The sequence below is a fragment of the Rhizobium sp. PP-CC-3G-465 genome (genome assembly GCF_004343445.1).
Lineage (GTDB): Bacteria > Pseudomonadota > Alphaproteobacteria > Rhizobiales > Rhizobiaceae > Ferranicluibacter > Ferranicluibacter rubi.
Genome location: NZ_SLYH01000001.1, coordinates 2392009 through 2408817, shown reverse-complemented (window position 1 = coordinate 2408817; position 16809 = coordinate 2392009). Strand labels below are relative to the sequence as shown.

Below are 16809 nucleotides of genomic sequence, written 5' to 3'. Positions count from 1 at the left end.
CGTGCCTGTCTCCTTCTGCCTTCAAGGCCGCAGCTAGACGACATCCCGGCTGCCGGCGACCCGCAATCCTTAAAATCGAAAGGATCACACGATGTCGATCACTGCAGAACGCAAGACCCAGCTGATCAAGGAATACGCAACCGTCGAAGGCGACACCGGTTCTCCGGAAGTCCAGGTGGCCATCCTGACCGAGCGGATCAACAACCTGACCGAACACTTCAAGGGCCACAAGAAGGACAACCACTCGCGTCGTGGCCTTCTTGCCATGGTTTCGAGCCGTCGTTCGCTTCTTGACTACCTCAAGAAGAAGGAAGAGGCCCGCTACACCAAGCTGATCACTTCCCTCGGCATCCGCCGTTAAGATCGTTCCCGGCGGGCGGCGTCTTCAGACGCTCGCCCGCCGGCCTCTTTTTACGGATGCGGTTTCCGCATCTCGACTGAAAGTCCACGAGCAGGCCGGACGTGCCGGACTGCAGAGCAACAGATGACCTGTCATGGGGCAGGATTGCAGGATGCTTCGGAGCCTCTTCAGGCTTCGTGAACCCGGAAGCCTCCCGTTGTCTTGCCCGTGATGCGTCGACCATGCAGGGCCGCCCGCGCCGTTCTTTACAAAGGCCTGCGGCGCGGCCTTGCCGCACAAATGTTAGGACAAGATATGTTCGATACCCATAGCGTCGAAATCGAATGGGCAGGCCGCCCGCTGAAGCTTGAAACGGGCAAGATCGCCCGCCAGGCTGACGGCGCCGTTCTCGCCACCTACGGCGAAACCGTCGTTCTCGCCACCGTCGTTTCGGCCAAGTCGCCCAAGCCCGGCCAGGACTTCTTCCCGCTGACCGTCAACTACCAGGAAAAGACCTATGCCGCCGGCAAGATCCCGGGTGGCTACTTCAAGCGCGAAGGTCGCCCAAGCGAAAAGGAAACGCTGGTTTCCCGCCTGATCGACCGTCCGATCCGCCCGCTCTTCCCGGAAGGCTACAAGAACGACACCCAGGTCGTCGTCACCGTCGTCCAGCACGACCTTGAGAACGATCCGGACGTGCTGTCGATGGTTGCAGCCTCCGCTGCGCTGACGCTCTCCGGCATCCCCTTCATGGGCCCGGTCGGCGGCGCGCGCGTCGGCTACATCAACGGCGAATACGTCCTGAACCCGCATCTCGACGAGATGGACGAATCGGTTCTCGACCTCGTCGTCGCCGGCACGCAGGACGCCGTCCTGATGGTCGAGTCCGAAGCCAAGGAACTGAACGAAGAGATCATGCTCGGCGCCGTCATGTTCGGCCACAAGGGCTTCCAGCCGGTGATCGACGCGATCATCAAGCTCGCCGAAGTCGCTGCCAAGGAGCCGCGCGATTTCACGCCGGAAGATCATTCCGCCCTCGAAGCCGAAATGCTTCAGCATTTCGAAGCCGAGCTGCGCACCGCCTACAAGAACACCCAGAAGGCAGAGCGCTATGCAGCTGTCGACGCCGTCAAGGCCAAGGTGAAGGCACACTTCTTCCCGGAAGGCGCTGAGCCCAAGTACACGAACGAAGTCATCGGTGCCGTCTTCAAGCACCTGCAGGCCAAGATCGTTCGCTGGAACATCCTCGACACCAAGAGCCGTATCGACGGCCGCGATCTCGAAACGGTCCGCAAGATCGTCTCGGAAGTCGGCATCCTGCCGCGCACCCACGGCTCGGCCCTCTTCACCCGTGGCGAAACGCAGGCGATCGTCGTCGCCACGCTCGGCACCGGCGAAGACGAACAGTACGTCGACAGCCTGACGGGCATGTACAAGGAGCGCTTCCTGCTCCATTACAACTTCCCGCCCTACTCGGTCGGCGAAACCGGTCGCATGGGCTCCCCGGGCCGCCGCGAAATCGGCCACGGCAAGCTCGCATGGCGCGCCATCCGTCCGATGCTCCCGAGCCCGGACCAGTTCCCCTACACGCTGCGCGTCGTCTCCGAGATCACTGAGTCGAACGGCTCGTCCTCGATGGCAACCGTTTGCGGCACCTCGCTGGCGCTGATGGATGCAGGCGTTCCCCTGGCCAAGCCGGTTGCCGGCATCGCCATGGGCCTGATCCTCGAAGGCGAGCGCTTTGCGGTTCTCTCCGACATCCTGGGTGACGAAGACCACCTCGGCGACATGGACTTCAAGGTTGCAGGCACGGACGCCGGCATCACCTCGCTGCAGATGGACATCAAGATCGCTGGTATCACCGAAGAGATCATGAAGGTCGCGCTCAGCCAGGCACAGGGTGGCCGCAAGCACATCCTGCAGGAAATGGCCAACGCCATCACCGAAGGCCGCAGCCAGCTCGGTGAATTCGCACCGCGCATCGAAGTCATGCAGATCCCGGTCGACAAGATCCGGGAAGTCATCGGCTCCGGCGGCAAGGTCATCCGCGAAATCGTTGAGAAGACCGGCGCCAAGGTCAACATCGAGGACGACGGCACGATCAAGATCGCATCGTCTTCCGGCAAGGAAATCGAAGCGGCCCGCAAGTGGATCCACTCGATCGTTGCAGAACCGGAAGTCGGCCAGATCTACGAAGGCACCGTTGTGAAGACCGCCGATTTCGGCGCCTTCGTCAACTTCTTCGGCCCGCGTGACGGCCTCGTGCACATCTCGCAGCTGGCGTCCGACCGCGTCGCCAAGACCTCCGACGTCGTCAAGGAAGGCGACAAGGTCTGGGTCAAGCTGATGGGCTTCGACGAGCGCGGCAAGGTCCGCCTGTCCATGAAGGTCGTCGATCAGGCCACCGGCAAGGAAGTCAGCGAAAAGGGTGGCGAAGCCGCCGAGTAAGGCGAACCGCCGAACTTAGACAGGAAGGGCGCGGGGCGTTGATCGCTCCGCGCCCTTCTTGCATGATCAGGCACGCTGCCACGAGGCAGCGTCGGGACGAACACCGCCGGTTTCGCAAGGGACACGGCATGACGGGCAGCCGCAAGAGGCCGCCGAAGAGGCAAGACGCAATGACGAGCGACAAGGTCAAGACCCTGTTTCATCCCTTCGACAGCGGCGTGCTGTCGCCGCCGGGCGAAGGCGAACGCGTCCTCTTCCTGGCCGCCGAAACCGGCTACAGGCTGCCGGAAGGCTTCGATGCGGAGATCGTCTGCGTCCAACCGAACCGCCCAGCCTACCGCGCGCTGGTATCCGCCGGCGCCACCGTCACGCCCTTCGTCGAGGGAGACGACTATGCTGCGACGCTGATCCTCTGCGGCAAGCACCGCGGCGAAAACGAGAACCGCATTGCCGAGGCGCTGAAGCGCACCCGCATCGGCGGCGTCATTGTCGTGGCCGGTACCAAGGAAGACGGCATCCAGTCGCTGCGCAAGCGCATCGGTGCGCTGGAGTGGGGCGGCGACAGTATGCCGAAATATCACGGCGTCGCCTTCTGGTTCGCGCGTCCGGAGGACCCGGCAGCCGAAATCGAACGCTTCGCATCCAGCCCGGTTCGCGTCGAAGGCCGGTTCGATGCAGCCCCCGGCATGTTCTCGCATGACCGGATCGACGGCGGCTCGGAACTGCTGGCTTCGCGCCTGCCGATGGACTTTTCCGGCCACGCCGCCGACTTCGGCGCCGGCTGGGGCTACCTCTCGGTGATGCTCGCCGAACGCGCGCCGGGCGTCAAAGGCATCGACCTGTTCGAGGCCGACTACCACGCGCTGGAGGCCGCCCGCGGCAACCTGAAGGCCAATGCACCGAAGGTGCCCACCCGCTTCCACTGGCAGGACCTGACGCAGGAAGTACCGCGCGATCACTACGACCTCGTGATCATGAACCCGCCCTTCCACGAGACCCAGGCTGCCGATCCGGCTCTCGGCGCCGCCATGATCGCCATGGCCGCCAAATCGCTGAAAGCCGGCGGCCGCCTCATGCTGGTCGCCAACCGCGGCCTCCCCTACGAGCCGACGATGAATGCGACCTTCAAGGAATGGGGCGAAACCTGCCGGAATGCGCGGTTCAAGATTCTGTGGGGCCGGAAGTAGGTGCAGTTTCGACGTTGGGAAACTGAAAAAGCGCTGCGGTTGCCCGTAGCGCTTTTTGTTTGATGCTGACGTACCGAGATAGGTGAAACCCCAACCCCGCGCTATTGGGGAATACCCTCACGGAAAGCTGGAAGTTGGACGTTTGATGTCGGCCGTACTTCCTCGATCCCATCCATACGACGAATTCTGACAGCCGTAGGCTCGTCCGCCGTGCCATAAATGGCTCCTGCGGAGGTAATGACACGTCGGACGTCAAAACCTTGTTTGGTCAACTCGTCGGCAACCGAATTTGCGGTCGACCGGTGATCATTGTCCAGAACTACGGCATAGCTACGCTTGGTCATCGTTATTGCCTTTTGTTCAGGTGCTAGACGGAAGAATGTAAGGGAGCTTGCTCCACTATTCAACAGCTCATACACTTCGCCGGCCGAGGGGTGCGCGAACGAGGCCACGCCCCACGTCACGAACATTGTAAGGCAGAGCGCGTAAATTCTTTATCAACGTGTCTCGCAGTTTTGTACCGCGCAGCTTCGGATCGGTTTCCGCCCAGAGAGCTGCAACGCCCGCTGCATGTGGGCAGGCCATGCTTGTCCCGTCCATAATCCGATAATGCTGAGGATATGGGGCGGATGAGAAAACGCCTACGCCTGGTGCGACGATATCGAGTTCCCCGCCTCCAGGGTTGATCCCTCCATTCGAGAAGGGTGCAGGGCCATACATTGGATCCACCGCGCCAACCGATATGATGGACGGCGTGTTCGCCGGAGAGGACACGGGCGCAATGGCGCCGAAAGCACGACGACTGTCATTACCTGCTGCGGCCAGAATGAGCGTACCTTTCTCAAGTCCTTCTCGTGCAACACGCTCATATACCTCGCTGAAGTGCATGCGCGGCTGCACTGGGCTGCCGAGGGACATGGAGATGACGTCGCATCTTTCCGCAATCGCCCATTCCATCCCGGCGAGAATGTCCTCTTCGGTGCCGTAGCCGGAATTGTTTAGAACTTTACCAACGTAGAGATCGGCATTTGGTGCAACACCATACCGCGGTACGCCGGGTGAGTTGGACCGTGCAGCTGCCGTGCCGGCGCAGTGAGTGCCATGGCCTTGAAGGTCGTCCACGGTTTCACCGTAGACGAAGGATTGGGCCACGATTCTCTTACCTTGAAAGTCTGGGTGATTGAGGTCGATTCCTGTATCGAGGATCGCAATACGAACGCCCTTGCCTGTGTAGGGACTCTGTAAAGCACCCGTGGCACCCACGCCCCATGTCGAATCGCTCGTGTCACGGAACTCCTGCAGCGCAAAGAAATAGAATTCTGGTCGTGCGTCCAGAACGGCCTCGTCCTGTTCGAGACTCGCCATGATCGAGGCGGCACCCTCAACCTTTGCCGGTTTGAGGAAGGCGACACCGATGTCCTCGAAAAAGACGGTCGTATTGATGTCAGCGCGAAGACGCAACTGTGCATTGTCACCTAGCGTTGTCACCGCGACATCGCCGCCCATGTTCGATAGCGCGTCTATGGCCATGGAAGGCGTTGCACCTTCATGTAAGGTGACAATAATGTTGCCGGTCATGCGGGGACGCAAGTGGTCAAGGATAGGGTCGTATTCGGGCGCGAACTCGTAGTTTTGCATGCCTGTCTCCAACGTAGGGAGCCAGAACATAGCACTGCTATTTTAGAGTGCAATTAATTTAATTACACAACCTTATAGCTGCGTTAGGTTGTGCGCCACGCGCGCAGCAATCACTCCCCATCCGCATTCCGCAACGTCTCCAGCACCGGCATCGAGGTGATGTTGTAGCCGGAATCCACGTAGTGGATCTCGCCGGTCACGCCGGAGGCGAGGTCGGAGAGGAGGTAGAGGGCGGCGTTGCCGACGTCGTCGATGGTGACGGTGCGGCGCAATGGCGCGTTCTTCTGGTTCCAGGAGAGCATGGCGCGCGCGTCGGAGATGCCGGCGCCGGCAAGCGTGCGGATGGGGCCGGCGGAGATCGCGTTGACGCGGATGCCGCGCGGGCCGTAATCGGCGGCGAGATAGCGCACGGAGGCTTCAAGGGCCGCCTTGGCGACGCCCATGACGTTATAGTTCGGCATGACGCGCACGGAGCCGCCATAGGTCAGGGTCAGCATCGAGCCGCCGTCCGTCATCATCTCGGCCGCGCGGCGCGCGATCTCGGTGAAGGAGAAGCAGGAGATGACCATGGTCCGGCTGAAATTGTCGCGGCTCGTATCGGCGTAGAGGCCCTTCAGCTCGTTCTTGTCCGAAAAGCCAATGGCGTGGACGATGAAATCCAGGCTGCCCCAGCGTTCCCTCAAGGTCTCGATGACGGTATCGACGGAGGCAAGATCCTCGACGTCGCAGGGCAGCAGCAGGTCCGAATTCAGCTGTGCTGCCAGCGGCTTCACGCGCTTGCCGAGTGCTTCGCCCTGATAGGTGAAGGCAAGCTCGGCCCCTTCGCGCGAAAGCGCCTGGGAAATGCCCCAGGCAATCGAATGGCTGTTGGCGACGCCCATGATGAGCCCGCGCTTACCCGACATGAGACCGGTCATGGCGACTTACCCGTTATGGCGCTGGAAAACGAGCGTGGCATTGGTGCCGCCGAAGCCGAACGAGTTCGAGAGCACGGTGTCGATCTTCGCATCGTCGATGCGCTTGCGAACGATCGGCACGCCATCGAATTCCGGGTCCATCTCGGTGATATGCGCGCTTTCGCCGATGAAGCGCTCCTGCATCATGAGCAGCGCGTAGATCGATTCCTGTACGCCGGCGGCACCGAGCGAATGGCCCGTCAGCGATTTGGTCGACTGGACCGGCGGGATCTTGTTGCCGAAGACCTCGCGGATCGCGCCGATCTCCTTGCTGTCGCCGACCGGCGTCGAGGTGCCGTGCGTGTTGATGTAATCGATTTCCGTCTTCACGGTCGCCAGCGCCTGCCGCATGCAGCGGATGGCGCCTTCGCCGGAGGGCGCGACCATATCGTAGCCGTCCGAGGTCGCGCCGTAGCCGGTCAATTCGGCGTAGATCTTGGCGCCGCGAGCCTTGGCATGTTCCAGCTCTTCGAGCACCAGCACGCCGGCGCCGCCGGCGATAACGAAGCCGTCGCGGGAAACGTCATAGGCGCGCGAGGCCGTGGAGGGCGTGTCGTTGAACTTCGAGGACATGGCACCCATCGCGTCGAACAGATTCGACATCGTCCAGTCGAGATCTTCGTGGCCGCCGGCGAACATGATGTCCTGCTTGCCCCACTGGATCATTTCCGCGGCATTGCCGATGCAATGCGCAGACGTCGAACAGGCCGACGAGATCGAGTAGTTGACGCCGTGGATCTTGAACCAGGTGGCGAGCGTCGCCGAGGCGGTCGAGGACATGGCCTTCGGCACGGCAAACGGACCGATGCGCTTCGGGCTGTTGTTCTTGCGGGTGATGTCGGCGGCTTCGATCAGCGTCTTGGTGGACGGTCCGCCCGAACCCATGATGATGCCGGTGCGCTCGTTGCCGGAGATGTCGCTTTCTTCCAGGCCCGAGTCCGCGATCGCCTGCTTCATCGCCACGTGGTTCCAGGCGCCGCCCTGCGACAGGAAGCGCGCCGCGCGGCGATCGACGAGGTCGGTCGTATCCAGATCGGGCGAGCCCCAGACCTGGCAGCGGAATCCGTGTTCAGCGAAATCGTTGGAAAAGCTGATACCGGAGCGCGCATCGCGCAGCGAAGCCGTAACTGCTTCGGCGTCGTTCCCGATGGAGGAAACGATACCAAGACCCGTGACAACAACCCGTCTCATCTCGATGACCTTTTCTTGAAGTGAACTGGAGAAAGCGCCTTTGACCCCGTCAAGGATCAGGCGGCCTTCTCCTTCGACAGGCCGACGCGAAGGTCCGTTGCCTGGTAGATGGTTTCGCCATCGGCCTTCAGCCAGCCGTCCGCAATGCCGAGCACCAGCCGTCCGCGCATCACGCGCTTGAAGTCGATGCCGTATTCGAGCAGCTTGGTATCGGGAAGAACCATGCCCTTGAACTTCACCTCGCCGGTGGACAGCGCCATGCCGCGGCCGGGCTCGCCGAGCCAGCCGAGGAAGAAGCCCGTCAGCTGCCACATGCCATCGAGGCCGAGGCAGCCGGGCATGATGGGATTGCCGGGGAAGTGGCAGGGAAAATACCAGTCGTCCGGCTTCACGTCATACGCGGCCCGGACATAGCCCTTGTCGAAGGTGCCGCCGGTTTCGGAAATGTCCGTTATGCGATGGACCATCAGCATCGGCGGAAGCGGCAACTGCGCATTGCCGGGGCCGAACAGTTCGCCCCGCGCGCAACGCAGGATGTCGTCGTAGCCGTAGCTGGATTGTCTGGTCGTCATGAACGTCTGGTGTCTCCGCCTAGGTATCGTCGTGAGCCCGATCGCGCACCGGGTCTTGTCTTTGCTGAGCCGTTCCGCCCGTCGTTCGATGCCGCCCGGGAGGTGCCGGCTCTGGCCCATATCCGCAGTCGCATAGCGCATGATACCGGAAACAACCAGTAGCAATTGCCATATCTGCAACTTTTCGGGCCGTTTTATCCCGATGGACCGGTCCGGCACCGTTATGTGTATTGAAAGCCAAGCTCACCAAAGTTATATCGACACGATGACTCCACTTAACAAGAGCCGCCTGGACAAGTCTGCATGACGATGGAAACAGAGATGAGGCCCGACGACCGTTTGCGCCGCTTCGGCCTCAGGCCGACGCGTCAGCGAATGGCGCTGGCCGATCTCCTGTTTGCAAAGGGCGACCGTCACCTGACGGTGGAGGAACTGCACGAGGAAGCCGTGACCGTCGGCGTGCCCGTGTCGCTGGCGACCGTTTACAACACGCTGCACCAGTTCACCGAGGCCGGCATGATCCGCGTTCTCTCGGTGGAGGGCGCACGGACCTATTTCGACACCAACGTCTCCGATCACCACCACTTCTTCGTGGAAGGTGCAAACGAGGTGCTCGACATCCCGGTCAACAACATCACCATCGGTAATCTTCCCGAGCCGCCCGAAGGCATGGAGATTTCCCATGTCGACGTGGTGATCCGGCTGAAGCCGAAGCAGCGCTGATTTAGCGTCTCATCGTCAGAGGACGTCGTCAGGGTTCCGGCCCGGGCCAGCCTTGCCCGTGGGCAGCGTCCAGCCGAATTTGAGCGCCCCGCCCCGCACGATGAAGGCGCAGACGATGCCGAGCGCGGATGCGGCGATCAGCGGCAGGCCGGCAAGCGTTGCGAGCGTGAAGACGGCGGAGCCCGTCAGCGCCGCCGTCACATAGATTTCCGGACGCAGGAGCACCGAGGGTTCCCCCGCGAGAAGATCGCGCAGGATGCCGCCGAAGGTGGCGGTCAGCATGCCCGTGACCAGGGCGACGACGGGCGAACCCGTGGCCGAAAGGCCCTTGGCGGCCCCCATGACGCAATAGGCGGACAGCCCGATCGCATCGAGCCAGACGAGCGCACGATAGCGGGAATCGAGCCGGTGCGAGGAGAGGAACAGGATGACGCCGACGCTCGCGCAGATGACGAGGTAGAGCGGGTTCTTCACCCAGAAGACCGGCGTCGCCCCGAGGATGACGTCTCGCAGCGTGCCGCCGCCGATGCCGGTGATGGAGGCGAGGAAAATGTAGCCGATGATATCGAGTTGCTTGCGCGAGGCCGACAGCGCGCCGGTGGCGGCGAAGACGGCGACGCCGGCATAATCGAGAAGATCGAGAACGCTCATGGGCTTTCCACCGAGGGGAAGAGGGCGGAGGTGCGACCCGTGAAGGAATAGGCGGCAAGGCCGATCCACTCGCGCACGGCCGTCGTCGTCAGCTGAGCGTTCAGCGCCGGCTGGCTGAAGTCGAAGCCGGCGCGCGCCTTGCCGGTCGTCCGGTAATCCGTCGGCCAGGGCGTGACAGCGATCCCGAGCTTGCGGAAGAGCCCGATGGCGCGCGGCATGTGAAAGGCCGAGGTGATCAGCAGGCAGTTCGACAATCCGTTCTGCGACAGGATCGCCTGCGTATTTGCTGCGTTCTCGAATGTCGTGCGCGAGGCGTCCTCGCGGATCAGGCGCTCGACGGGCACGCCGAACATCGGAAAGAACCGCTCGGCGGCATCGGCATCGCCCTCATAGGTGCCGCTGAGCGAGCCGTCGCCGCCCGACACGAGGATGCGCGCCGTGGGCACGAGGCGAGCGATGCGCAGCGCCTCGACGAAACGGTCGGCCGCCTGGTTGAACTCGATCCCGCCGCGCGATGCCATCACCTCGTTCTCGAAAGCGCCGCCGAGGATGATCATGCAGGAGAGATCGGCGGGGAGGGCCGGTGGACGCGGAAACCGGTCTTCCAGCCGCTGCAGGAGCACGCTGCCCGTGGTCGTGAACAGGGCCACGAAGAGGAGGAGTGCTGCGAAGCCCGACAGAAGGAGCCCGAGCCGCTGATAGCCGGCGACGACGGAGATGAAGCCGGAGAGCACGAGCGCGAAGGCAAGCGACAAAGGCTGGGCGAGCAGCCAGAAGATCTTGGAGACGAGAAACATGGATGTGGGGCACGCGCGGTTCGGATATCGATGGGCGACCATAGACGTCAGGCTTGGCCGGAAGCAACCGGCTGCGGGGTGAGAGGTGCGTTTGTGACCGCGGCGTGATCGCCCTCTTGCACCCTCGTCTTGCACACACCTAGCCTTTGCCGCATGAAACGAACCATGACGACAGCGGACACCATAGCAAAGACGATCGTGATCATCGGCGGCGGACCGGCGGGACTGGCGGCTGCCGAAGTCCTGTCGGAAACGCATCATCGCGTCACGGTCTATGACGCCATGCCGACGATCGGCCGGAAGTTCCTGCTGGCCGGCAAGTCGGGCCTCAACCTGACGCATGCCGAGCCCTATGACAGTTTCGCAAACCGCTTCGGTGCCGCCAATGCCAGCCTCCGTCCGGCTCTCGATGCCTTCGCCCCGGAAGACGTGCGGCGCTGGGCAGAAGGTCTTGATGTCGAGACCTTCGTCGGCTCGTCCGGGCGCGTGTTTCCCAAAGCCATGAAGGCATCGCCCCTGCTGCGCGCATGGCGCCAGCGACTGGAGACGCGCGGTGTCGCCATCCAGACCCGCTGGCGCTGGATCGGCTTCGGCGAGGGTGGTGATAACGAGGAGCTCGTGTTCGAAACGCCGGAGGGTATCCGGACCATTGCCAGCGATGCGACCGTGCTGGCGCTGGGCGGGGCAAGCTGGCCTCGGCTCGGGTCCGACGCGCGGTGGGTACCGATGCTGGAGGCGAGGGGGATTAGCGTTGCGCCGTTCCGTCCGGCCAATTGCGGCTTCGATGTCGCCTGGAGCGAGGATTTTGCGACGCGGTTTGCAGGGGCCCCGGTGAAGTCGGTCGTGGCGACGTCGGAAGGTGGCCGCACACAAGGTGAGTTCGTCATCACGCGTCACGGGATCGAGGGAAGTCTCGTCTATAGCCACTCGGCGGCGCTGAGAGACAGGCTGGAGGGGGAGGGGCAGGCAGACTTCGGTCTCGATCTTCTGCCGGGCCGCTCGCTGGAGGCTTTGACATCGGCGCTGGAGGCAGCACCCCGGAAGGCGAGCTTCAGCAATCGTCTGCGCAAGGCTGCAAGAATCGACGGCGTGAAGCTGGCATTGCTGCGGGAAATCGTTCGCGATGCAGATCGTTTGCCGGCGAAAGATTTGGCTTCAGCTTTGAAAAGGCTGCGTATCCCCCTGGATCGACCAAGGCCGATCGCGGAGGCGATCTCGTCTGCCGGCGGCATGCCGCTCGCTTCGATCGACGCCGCGGCAATGATCCGGCAGATGCCCGGTGTTTTCGTCGCGGGCGAAATGATGGATTGGGAAGCGCCGACCGGCGGATATCTGTTGACGGCCTGTCTCGCAACAGGCCGGTTTGCAGCGTCAGGTCTGTTGGATTGGCTTGCCGGCAGGGGCAGCGTCTAACGGAAAACCGGCGCCCGTGTGGCGTTCGTCAGCAATTCCTGCTCCGTGGCGAACTGCCCGAAAAGCCGCGTCAGACGAATCTTTTCGTCATCGCCAAGCCGATAGCGCCGGCAGAAATCCTCCACGCTGCGCACCCGGCGCAATGGGCTGTTTTCCACTTTGGCAACATCGATATGCTCGCTCACGATCTGTCCCCCTCGACTGGCGGATAGCAAACAATCCGCGATGGAAATGGTTCCATCACGGATGCATTTTTGTCGCTTAGATCGGGGGAGAGCGGTCGCTTGTCTTACTTCTTCAGGATGACCCAGATGGCGTGGATGATGCCGGGGATGTAGCCGAAGATCGTGAGCAGGATGTTCAGCCAGAAATGTACGCCGATACCGACCTGAAGAAACACGCCGACGGGCGGCACGAGAATGGCGAGCAGAATGCGGACAACGTCCATGAAGGTCTCTTTCTTGAAAACTGTGGTCATCAAACGAACGGGCGGCCGGAAGGTTCAATGTCCAGCCGACCCGGCGTCAGCGCCGAGGTTTAGAGAACGGCGCTACCCGCCATGAAGGCGAGGACCACGAAGATCAGGAAGACGACAACGGCAATGGCAAACAGCACGCGCGCAATCGTTGCTGTCGCAGCGGAAACGCCCGAGAAGCCCAGAAAGCCGGTGATGAGGGAAACGACGAAGAAGATCAGCGCCCACTTGAGCATGGTAATTCCTTTACGAACGGGTTCGCCTGCAAACGCGTTCGTCTGATATTTGTTCCTGATGGAGGCCTGTCCTCAAGCTATTCGCGTGTTTGGGCCTGTGCCTTCAAGCGGATTGAAATTGTCCAATTCCGTAAGGTGGGGCCCGCATTAAAATAGTTGAATGACGCGACGCGCATCGAGGGGGAAAACGCTCGTCTTGATAAAGACGGAGACCCTCTATGATTGAAGAGAAGAAAAAGCGTCGTCCGAAAGCGGGGCCGGCGCTCGGGAATATCGATGAAACCAAGGTGGTGGCCCAAGCCATCATCGACACGCAGCTGAAGGATGCCCGTGAGAAAACGGAACGCTTGAAACGCCTTCGTCAGCAGCGGGAAGCCCAGCAGGACGAGGCTGCTCGTTGAGCGGCCTCCCCGGACCGAAACACGCCGCTTTTCCGCGGTAGCGTCGTCGCATGTTGCAGTAAGGCGATCGCTGGCCGGATGGGTGGGAAGCTCGTCTGCCGTTTCGTTGGCCATAGGAAGAAAGCGGAAAAATCCCTATGTTCTTCATCCCCATCGCGTCCGCCTGACACGGCCTGCGATCTGCTTGAGGAAGTATGTGACCGATGCTTGGTTCCGGCCGACGGACGATTTTTCAATAGACGGCAGCGACATGATTCCGCCCATGAGGGACCCAAAGCGGTTTGCATCCCTCAGCCTGTTCTTCTTGTTTTACACACCCCGTTCATGCTTCATGTGCAGGACTGCGCATAGACGTCTCTGAATAATCTGCAAGGAGCTCACGGTGATGAATGATCTGGAACCTGCAGACCCCATCGTCACAACGCCACGCCGCCGTGTCGTCATCATCGGAGCCGGCTTTGGCGGTCTTGCCTGTGCCGGCGCGCTTGGAGACACGGATGTCGACGTGATCGTCATCGACCGCCGCAACCACAATCTGTTCCAGCCGTTGCTCTATCAGGTCGCAACCGCGGCCCTGTCTCCGGCCGATATCGCAGAGCCGATTCGCCGCACGCTCGGGCGCTACCGCAACGTCCACATCATGCTGGCCGAGGCCGATGGCATCGACGTCGAGACGAAGCAGGTGAAGCTCAAGGATGGCGGTACGGTCTTCTACGACCAGTTGGTGATCGCCACCGGCTCGGACTACAATTACTTCGGCCATGACGAATGGCAGCACTTCGCGCCCGGCCTGAAGACCCTTCACGAAGCTCGTCGCATCCGTCACCGCCTGCTTCTGTCGTTCGAAAAGGCCGAGCGGACGAAGGATCCGGCGGAGCGGAAGGCTCTGCTCACCAGCATCGTCGTCGGAGGCGGGCCGACCGGCGTCGAGATGGCGGGTGCCATTTCCGAACTCGGCCGCTCCATGGCGCAACGTGACTTCCGCTCCATTCCGGCAAGCGATCTCAGGGTTATCCTGGTGGAGGCCGGCCCGCGCATCCTCGCCGCTTTTCCGGAACACCTGCAGGCCTATGCCGTCCGCCATCTCGAAAAGATGGGCGTCGAGGTGCGTCTGGGCGCGCAGGTGTCGGATATCACCGCGGAAGGTGCTGTCATTGCCGGACATATGGTTCCCGCCGGCAGCGTCGTCTGGGGGGCGGGCGTCAAGGCGTCGCCGGCGTTCCGTTGGCTCGGCATCGAGGGCAAGGCAAGCGGCCGCATCCCGGTCGATGCCAAGCTTCGTGTCGAAGGCTTCAAGGATATCTTTTCGTTGGGCGATACCTCGTTCCAGCCGGACAAGAACGGTGCGCCGCTGCCGGCCCTGGCCCAGGTGGCAAAACAGCAGGGCCGCTATCTCGGCAAGCTTCTGGCCCGTCCCGGTGCGATCGAGACGGCCAAGCCGTTTCACTTCGCCAACCGCGGCAACACAGCGGTCATCGGCCGCAATGCCGCGATCTTCGATTTCGGCCGCTGGACGCTGAAGGGCTATTTCGCCTGGATCCTCTGGGCGATCGTCCACGTCTATCTTCTCGTCAACTTCGAAAAACGGATGCTGGTGACCGTCCAGTGGATCTGGCGATACCTGACCCGCCAGCGTGGCGCGCGGCTGATCGACGAGAACGACAAGGAAGACGTGGCACCCGCTACCATCCGTTGATATCGGCGGTGCCGGCGTACGGCGCATGACACGCACGGGCTTTCCCACCGCCGATTGCGGAACCTTTGGCGTCCCGACTGGTTCGATCCCCGACAGTCGATGCGCGGGAACACCCTGCCATCCTTTCATCCGGCCTCGTGCCGGCATGCCTGTCGCGGCCGCGCCGGCTCCCCCTGTCGCCGGTTCTGCCGCGACAGGCGCATTAAAGGCGCGCCCCGCGCCAAGTGTGAGGTCGATATGCCTGAAAATTTGACATCCCTGATCGTCATGGCGGTCGTGCTCGTGATCGTTTGTGGCGCCGTCGGCGTCTGGACGCTGCGCAGCCGGCGGCGCAATGCCGCGATGGCCTTGTCCGGTCGTCGGGATCGCCGCGAGACAACGCTTGAACGAGGGAGAACGTCTTGACCGGGGATCGAAGCCGCGAGCCCTATATCGCCCCCTCGGCCGACTCGCCGGAACAGACAGCGCGCAAGGCGAAAGCCGGCAAAGGCATTGTGATTTTCATCGCAGCTTTCGCCATCTGCGCCTTCCTGCTGTATCTGGGCATCCTGATCTATGCGAGCACCGTGCGGGTCTGATCCCCGAGGCGAATTGCAACGCACCGACATTCCGCCTAGGGTCCGACCCGCAAGCAAGGGCAGATGACGGTGACGCTGATAAAGACGATCTGGGGTTTCACGGCAGCGATCATGACGCTTGCCATGCCGTTGTCGGCGACCGCCGAGGTGAAGGCGACGGAGACGGTCGAGACCTATGCGATCTCGGGCAAGACGGGTGCGGAACTCTACGCATCGATCGGCGAGCGCGGGCCGCTCCTCGGCGCAAACCGCGTCGTTGCCCATACGCGTTTCAAGCTGACCTGGCGGCGGGATTATCAGAGGCAGGGCAATGACTGCCTTCTCGCAACGGCGATCCCACGGCTGACCATTATCACCACCCTGCCGAAGCCGATGGGCAAGCTGTCGGCGCCCGTCCGCGCCAGCTGGACGACCTTCATCGACGGCGTTCGCCGGCACGAGGCTGTGCATGGACACTATGTCCGCGACCTCGTGACAAAGATCGAGACGGCGACCATTGGGCTCCGGCAGGCTGACGATCCCGGCTGCACGAAGATCAAGACGGAAATGAACCGCCGCCTCGGTGCGATCTCGGATGAACGGCGCGATCTCGACCGCGCCTTCGATCAAGCGGAGTTCACCGAGGGCGGTGCGGTCCACACGCTTATTCTGGCGCTGGTCAACGGCCCTTGAGAGCCGGCCGGCCTGCAACGGACCGCGGGTCGTCCGTCAAGGCATTGCATTCGTTTTTCCGGCGGTCCGTGGAGAAAAATTGATGGCCGGCTCCATAGCGTGCCGGCCGGCGCAGCCTTGAACCGGAGCCGCGATGATGCCACTTTCCGGCAAGCTGAAAAGAGGACCGATCCATGAGCCTGCGCATCAACGACATCGCCCCTGATTTTACCGCGGAAACCAGCCAGGGAACGATCTCGTTCCATGACTGGATCGGCAGCGGCTGGGGCGTCCTGTTTTCGCATCCGAAGAATTTCACGCCCGTCTGCACGACGGAACTCGGCGCCATGGCCGGCCTTCAGGACGAGTTCGCCAAGCGCGGCGTCAAGGTCATCGGCATCTCTGTCGATCCGGTTGAAAGCCATGAGCGCTGGAAGAACGACATCCGCACGGCCACCGGCTTCGAGGTCGAATACCCGCTGATCGGCGACAAGGACCTCGCCGTCGCCAAGCTCTACGACATGCTGCCGGCCGGTGCCGGCGAAAGCTCGGAAGGCCGCACGCCCGCCGACAACGCCACGGTTCGCTCGGTCTTCGTGGTCGGGCCGGACAAGAAGATCAAGCTGATCCTCACCTATCCCATGACGACCGGCCGCAACTTCGACGAGATCCTGCGCGCGATCGATTCGATCCAGCTGACCGCCAAGCATCAGGTGGCAACACCCGCCAACTGGAAGCAGGGCGAGGACGTCATCATCACCGCCGCCGTTTCCAACGAGGACGCCATCACGCGCTTCGGCAGCTTCGACACGGTGCTGCCCTATCTGCGCAAGACGAAGCAGCCGACCGCCTGAGG

General features: G+C 62.2%; 20 protein-coding genes. 11 read left to right on the top strand and 9 right to left on the bottom strand.

Annotated features, from left to right (window positions below; all coding sequences use genetic code 11):
• Nucleotides 1-91: 91 nt before the first annotated feature.
• From rpsO to C8J33_RS11415, 3 genes are all read left to right on the top strand, one after another.
• The gene (gene rpsO, locus C8J33_RS11425) at nucleotides 92-361 is read left to right on the top strand and encodes a 30S ribosomal protein S15 (RefSeq protein WP_062595401.1); all 270 of its coding nucleotides are present in this window, start codon (nucleotides 92-94) and stop codon (nucleotides 359-361) included.
• 294 nt (nucleotides 362-655) lie between these two features.
• Nucleotides 656-2788, top strand: a complete 2133-nt coding sequence (gene pnp / locus C8J33_RS11420) for a polyribonucleotide nucleotidyltransferase (RefSeq protein ID WP_132664265.1) — start codon at nucleotides 656-658, stop codon at nucleotides 2786-2788.
• A gap of 170 nt (nucleotides 2789-2958) precedes the next feature.
• The gene (locus C8J33_RS11415; protein ID WP_132664264.1) at nucleotides 2959-3975 is read left to right on the top strand and encodes a class I SAM-dependent methyltransferase; all 1017 of its coding nucleotides are present in this window, start codon (nucleotides 2959-2961) and stop codon (nucleotides 3973-3975) included.
• A gap of 411 nt (nucleotides 3976-4386) precedes the next feature.
• On the opposite strand, the gene C8J33_RS11410 is transcribed toward C8J33_RS11415, so the two are convergent.
• The 4 genes from C8J33_RS11410 to fabA all read right to left on the bottom strand — a co-directional run bounded on the left by C8J33_RS11410 (nucleotide 4387) and on the right by fabA (nucleotide 8332).
• Complete coding sequence (locus C8J33_RS11410) at nucleotides 4387-5613, bottom strand: S8 family peptidase (RefSeq protein WP_245507114.1); 1227 nt, start codon at nucleotides 5611-5613, stop codon at nucleotides 4387-4389.
• 110 nt (nucleotides 5614-5723) lie between these two features.
• A complete protein-coding gene (gene fabI / locus C8J33_RS11405; protein WP_132664263.1) occupies nucleotides 5724-6530 on the bottom strand; it encodes an enoyl-ACP reductase FabI in 807 nt (268 codons plus the stop codon).
• Nucleotides 6531-6536: 6 nt separating this feature from the next.
• Nucleotides 6537-7760, bottom strand: a complete 1224-nt coding sequence (gene fabB, locus C8J33_RS11400) for a beta-ketoacyl-ACP synthase I (RefSeq protein WP_110727503.1) — start codon at nucleotides 7758-7760, stop codon at nucleotides 6537-6539.
• Between the two features lie 56 nt (nucleotides 7761-7816).
• Complete coding sequence (fabA, locus tag C8J33_RS11395; protein WP_132664262.1) at nucleotides 7817-8332, bottom strand: 3-hydroxyacyl-[acyl-carrier-protein] dehydratase FabA; 516 nt, start codon at nucleotides 8330-8332, stop codon at nucleotides 7817-7819.
• 303 nt (nucleotides 8333-8635) lie between these two features.
• On the opposite strand from fabA, the gene irrA reads away from it, so the two are divergent.
• Nucleotides 8636-9055 carry an iron response transcriptional regulator IrrA gene (gene irrA / locus C8J33_RS11390; RefSeq protein ID WP_092931486.1) on the top strand — a complete coding sequence of 140 codons (420 nt, stop codon included), beginning with the start codon at nucleotides 8636-8638 and terminating at the stop codon, nucleotides 9053-9055.
• A gap of 15 nt (nucleotides 9056-9070) precedes the next feature.
• On the opposite strand, the gene C8J33_RS11385 is transcribed toward irrA, so the two are convergent.
• Nucleotides 9071-9706, bottom strand: coding sequence for a trimeric intracellular cation channel family protein (locus tag C8J33_RS11385; RefSeq protein ID WP_110800402.1), 636 nt, complete (start codon nucleotides 9704-9706; stop codon nucleotides 9071-9073).
• Nucleotides 9703-10503 carry a YdcF family protein gene (locus tag C8J33_RS11380; protein ID WP_110800401.1) on the bottom strand — a complete coding sequence of 267 codons (801 nt, stop codon included), beginning with the start codon at nucleotides 10501-10503 and terminating at the stop codon, nucleotides 9703-9705. The genes C8J33_RS11385 and C8J33_RS11380 overlap by 4 nt, the downstream gene beginning before the upstream one ends.
• A gap of 165 nt (nucleotides 10504-10668) precedes the next feature.
• Between C8J33_RS11380 and C8J33_RS11375 the strand changes: the two genes are divergently transcribed.
• The gene (locus tag C8J33_RS11375; protein WP_132664261.1) at nucleotides 10669-11916 is read left to right on the top strand and encodes a TIGR03862 family flavoprotein; all 1248 of its coding nucleotides are present in this window, start codon (nucleotides 10669-10671) and stop codon (nucleotides 11914-11916) included.
• Here the strand turns inward: C8J33_RS11375 and C8J33_RS11370 are convergent.
• From C8J33_RS11370 to C8J33_RS11360, 3 genes are all read right to left on the bottom strand, one after another.
• Nucleotides 11913-12101, bottom strand: coding sequence for a hypothetical protein (locus C8J33_RS11370; RefSeq protein ID WP_110727498.1), 189 nt, complete (start codon nucleotides 12099-12101; stop codon nucleotides 11913-11915). The genes C8J33_RS11375 and C8J33_RS11370 overlap by 4 nt on opposite strands.
• Nucleotides 12102-12205: 104 nt before the next feature.
• Nucleotides 12206-12364 carry a YqaE/Pmp3 family membrane protein gene (locus C8J33_RS11365; protein WP_132664260.1) on the bottom strand — a complete coding sequence of 53 codons (159 nt, stop codon included), beginning with the start codon at nucleotides 12362-12364 and terminating at the stop codon, nucleotides 12206-12208.
• Nucleotides 12365-12453: 89 nt separating this feature from the next.
• On the bottom strand, nucleotides 12454-12627 hold the full coding sequence (locus C8J33_RS11360) for a DUF1328 domain-containing protein (protein ID WP_110800399.1): 174 nt from the start codon (nucleotides 12625-12627) through the stop codon (nucleotides 12454-12456).
• Between the two features lie 218 nt (nucleotides 12628-12845).
• Between C8J33_RS11360 and C8J33_RS11355 the strand changes: the two genes are divergently transcribed.
• The 6 genes from C8J33_RS11355 (at nucleotide 12846) to C8J33_RS11340 (ending at nucleotide 16807) form a co-directional block, all read left to right on the top strand.
• A complete protein-coding gene (locus tag C8J33_RS11355) occupies nucleotides 12846-13028 on the top strand; it encodes a hypothetical protein (RefSeq protein ID WP_132664259.1) in 183 nt (60 codons plus the stop codon).
• A 385-nt stretch (nucleotides 13029-13413) separates the two neighbouring features.
• A complete protein-coding gene (locus tag C8J33_RS11350) occupies nucleotides 13414-14724 on the top strand; it encodes an NAD(P)/FAD-dependent oxidoreductase (protein ID WP_132664258.1) in 1311 nt (436 codons plus the stop codon).
• A gap of 237 nt (nucleotides 14725-14961) precedes the next feature.
• The gene (locus C8J33_RS27040) at nucleotides 14962-15129 is read left to right on the top strand and encodes a hypothetical protein (RefSeq protein WP_165910615.1); all 168 of its coding nucleotides are present in this window, start codon (nucleotides 14962-14964) and stop codon (nucleotides 15127-15129) included.
• A complete protein-coding gene (locus C8J33_RS27035) occupies nucleotides 15126-15302 on the top strand; it encodes a hypothetical protein (protein WP_165929776.1) in 177 nt (58 codons plus the stop codon). Before C8J33_RS27040 ends, C8J33_RS27035 begins: the two co-directional genes overlap by 4 nt.
• A gap of 69 nt (nucleotides 15303-15371) precedes the next feature.
• Nucleotides 15372-15974: a DUF922 domain-containing Zn-dependent protease gene (locus tag C8J33_RS11345; RefSeq protein WP_245507113.1), complete on the top strand. Its 603-nt coding sequence runs from the start codon at nucleotides 15372-15374 to the stop codon at nucleotides 15972-15974.
• A gap of 173 nt (nucleotides 15975-16147) precedes the next feature.
• On the top strand, nucleotides 16148-16807 hold the full coding sequence (locus tag C8J33_RS11340) for a peroxiredoxin (protein WP_132445638.1): 660 nt from the start codon (nucleotides 16148-16150) through the stop codon (nucleotides 16805-16807).
• The last annotated feature ends 2 nt before the right edge of the window (nucleotides 16808-16809 follow it).